Origin of the sequence: Nostocoides australiense Ben110 (assembly GCF_001050535.1) — a bacterium.
GTDB lineage: Bacteria > Actinomycetota > Actinomycetes > Actinomycetales > Dermatophilaceae > Nostocoides_A > Nostocoides_A australiense.
Map to the genome: position 1 here is coordinate 2942684 of NZ_HG764815.1, position 3236 is coordinate 2945919.

A 3236-nucleotide genomic window follows, 5' to 3' on the forward strand; every position below is an offset into this window, starting at 1 on the left:
CGGCCGCGCCGGCCAGGGCGACGAGCGCGGGCACGAGCCGCTGGTCCCGGCGCACCAGGTGCCGGTCGTCGACCCGGCCGCTTCGCACCAGCACGGCGAGGGCGGCATACGGAACCACGACGGTGAACGCGACGGCGAGTGCGGCCCAGCCGGCGGCCGCACCCCAGGACGGTGTCGATGCGGCGGCGATCGTGCCGATCAGGGCCAGGACGACCCAGCCGGGGTCGAGGACGTTCGAGATCGTGTCGGCGAGGGGGGAGGGGGTCGCGCGCTCGCGGCGTGCGAGGTCGCGCTCGTCGCGTTCGCGGGACCTCGTCACCGGGTCAGCAGATGACGATCTGCGGGCCGAACAGGGCCATGACCTGGAGAGCTGCTGCGTGGTTCTCCAGGCTCGACCCGGCGCAGGCGGCAGCCGGCACCCGGATCGTCGCCCCCGCGTCAGCGGCCGGCAGGGCGGTGGCGATGATGCAGCAGTCGGTGGAGACCCCACCCAGCGTCAGCCGCGGCTGCGGCCCCACGAGGCCCCGCAACTGATCGCCCCACTTGCCGAAGGTCGCCTCAGTGACCACGTGCCCGGCGAGCGGGGCGAGGGCGGGATCGACGGCATACAGCGGGTCGGCGTCGGGGACAAGGGCGAACGCCCAGTCTTCGTAGTACGTCGCCCACGATCCGCCGAGCCCCGGGTCGGCGACGAAGCGGGTGACGATGGTGCGCTGCGGGCCGTATGCCGTGGCGAGCCGGATCATCTCCGGCAGCGCCCCGGCGAACATCGGCGAACCCCACTGGCTAGTCGCCGGGTCGGCGAAGATCGCCTGCGGGTCGATCAGGACCAGCCAGTCGTCCGCGAGCGGTTCGACGGTGCTCACGCGCGCGGGCCGTATGCCGTCGCCCCGCCGTCGGCGCCGGCTCCGGGGCCGTAGCCGGCGTAGCCGCGGGCCATCTCCTGGTCCCGGACCTTCGGGCGGCGCAGGAGGTAGGTGATCAGGAAGGAGCCGGCCAGGGCAAGCAGCACCCCGAGGTTGGCGTAGGGCCAGTTGCCTTCCCAGTAGGCGCCTGCGGGGTCGTCGACGAAGGTGCCGAGGCCGAGCGGTTCGAGGAGGAAGCCCTGCCAGTTGTTCCAGCTCGCGTCGGCAGCGAAGTTGTTGACGACCAGGCCCCACCCGAGGATCGACATGACGATCATCGTGCCGATGGAGATCCAGTCGACGGACCCGTAGACGCCGCGGGAGTCGAAGAGGGCGTTGTCGTCGTAGTCGCGCCTGCGTAGCGCGATGTCGGCGATCATGATGCCCGCCCAGGCCGCCAACGGGACGCCGAGCGTGATGAGGAACGACTGGAACGGCCCGAGGAAGTTCTTGGCAAAGAAGACCACCCAGATGGTGCCGAGGGTGAGGATGACGCCGTCGATCAGCGCCGCCGCGGGCCGGGGGATCTTCACCCCGAGGCTGAGCAGGGTCAGGCCGGAGGAGTAGATGCCGAGCACCGCGCCACTGACCAGGGACAGGATGACGGCGATGAGGAAGGGCACGAGGAACCACGTCGGCAGCACCTGGGCGAGCGATCCGATCGGGTCGGCGCCGATGCCGTTGCGGACCTCCTCGTTGGAGCCGGCCAGCAGGAGCCCGAACAGCACGAGCAGCACCGGCGCGATGGCGCCGCCGAAGGTGTTCCAGAAGACGATGGCGCTGCCGGAGGCGTTGCGATGCTGATAGCGCGACCAGTCGGCGGCGATATTGATCCAGCCCAGGCCGAAGCCGGTCATCAGCATCACGAGGGCCCCGACGACGGCCTGCCACGGCCCGCTCGGGATGGCCGAGACGGTGCCCCAGTCGATCTCCTTGGCGGCGATGATGACGAACAGGATCGTGACGATGCCGGTGATCCAGGTCAGATAGGACTGCATCTTCATGATGATGTGGTAGCCGGCCACCGAGGCGAGGACGATCATCGCGGCCACGACGGCGGCGGCGATGATCTTCACGGTCGTGCCGGAACTCCAGCCGAGCCGTTCGAACACGGTCGCGGTCGCGAGGACGGCCATGATCGACAAGAAGGTCTCCCAGCCGATCGAGACCAGCCAGGAGATGACGCCCGGCAGCTTCTGCCCGGTGACGCCGAAGGGCGCCCGCGACAGGATCATCGTCGGGGCCGACCCCCGCTTGCCGGCGATGGCGATGATCCCGCACAGCAGGAAGGAGATGACGATCCCGAGGACCGTCACCAGAGCCGCCTGCCAGAAGGAGATGCCGAAGCCGAGCACGAATGCGGCATACGAGATGCCGAACACGGACACATTGGCCGCGAACCACGGCCAGAAGAGGTCCTTGGGGGAGGCGGTCCGCTCGGACTCGCCGATGATCTCGATGCCCGTGGTCTCGACCCCGAGCGAGCGCACGCGTTCCGCGCCCGAACTAGCAGTCATACGCCGAAGCGTGCCAGATCGGCCCCCCTGCGTGGGGGATGCTGCACGACATCGACCACCGTGCCCGAACGCCGGGCCTGGTGGAGGGGTCCCTGTCAGCTCAGGGGAGCCAGGTCAACGACCGGAAGCCCAGCGGGCGTAGTCGTCTTCGTACTCGTCGTCACCGTCGGGCTCGTCGCTGACGAGCGGCTCGGCGGTTGGTGCTGCTCCGTGGAGCTCTCGCTCAAGCGCGCTGAGATCGGTCTTCGGGGAGTAGTACTTCAAATCCCGAGCAACCTTGGTCTGCTTGGCTTTGGCCCGGCCGCGCCCCATGGCGTGACCCCCTCATGCGTCTAGCGGGACGGCATCACTCCGGCCGGTCGGTGATCGGCCTTCGCGCAGCGGTCCCGGTGATGTGTGTTCTCGTGGTGCTAACGCTACATGGTGTGGCGAAGATTCCGCGACGGACAAAGCCGTCGGGACGTGACGGCTTCGTTATCTGTTCACCCCAACCACTGGTCGGCGTGGGACGTCGGAAGAAGTGAGAAGGGGGCACGCCCCACCGAAACCGACCTGAGGAGGAATCATCATGTACCGCCGGACCTGGGCACTTGTCCTGACCGCTGCCGCGGTCGGCCTGGCCGGATGCGGCGCCGGCACCTCGCAGCAGGGCGCCGCGACCGCCACCCCCGGCGTGATGTCGAGCACGACCGCGCCGGCCACCTCAACCTGGACTGGCTCGACCACTCCGCCCGGCGCCACCGCGACGTCCTCGGCCACGCCGTCCACGACCAGCACGCCGTCCACGACCAGCACGACGGCCACGACCAGCACG

5 protein-coding genes are annotated in these 3236 nt (G+C 69.4%); 1 reads left to right on the forward strand and 4 read right to left on the reverse strand.

The features are described from left to right. The 4 genes from BN11_RS23880 to BN11_RS14165 all read right to left on the reverse strand — a co-directional run. Nucleotides 1–319: hypothetical protein (locus BN11_RS23880; RefSeq protein WP_048698649.1), on the reverse strand; the 319-nt coding region annotated here is incomplete at its 3' end. 4 nt (nucleotides 320–323) lie between these two features. After that, nucleotides 324–866 (reverse strand): cysteine hydrolase family protein, encoded by a 543-nt coding sequence (locus tag BN11_RS14155; protein WP_048698651.1) that lies wholly within the window; start codon nucleotides 864–866, stop codon nucleotides 324–326. Beyond that, on the reverse strand, nucleotides 863–2422 hold the full coding sequence (locus BN11_RS14160) for a purine-cytosine permease family protein (RefSeq protein WP_083433768.1): 1560 nt from the start codon (nucleotides 2420–2422) through the stop codon (nucleotides 863–865). Before BN11_RS14160 ends, BN11_RS14155 begins: the two co-directional genes overlap by 4 nt. 114 nt (nucleotides 2423–2536) lie before the next feature. After that, nucleotides 2537–2734, reverse strand: coding sequence for a DUF3073 domain-containing protein (locus BN11_RS14165; protein ID WP_048698654.1), 198 nt, complete (start codon nucleotides 2732–2734; stop codon nucleotides 2537–2539). 312 nt (nucleotides 2735–3046) lie between these two features. On the opposite strand from BN11_RS14165, the gene BN11_RS23885 reads away from it, so the two are divergent. Beyond that, nucleotides 3047–3236 (forward strand): hypothetical protein (locus BN11_RS23885; RefSeq protein ID WP_048698655.1); only part of this gene is annotated, 190 nt, incomplete at its 3' end.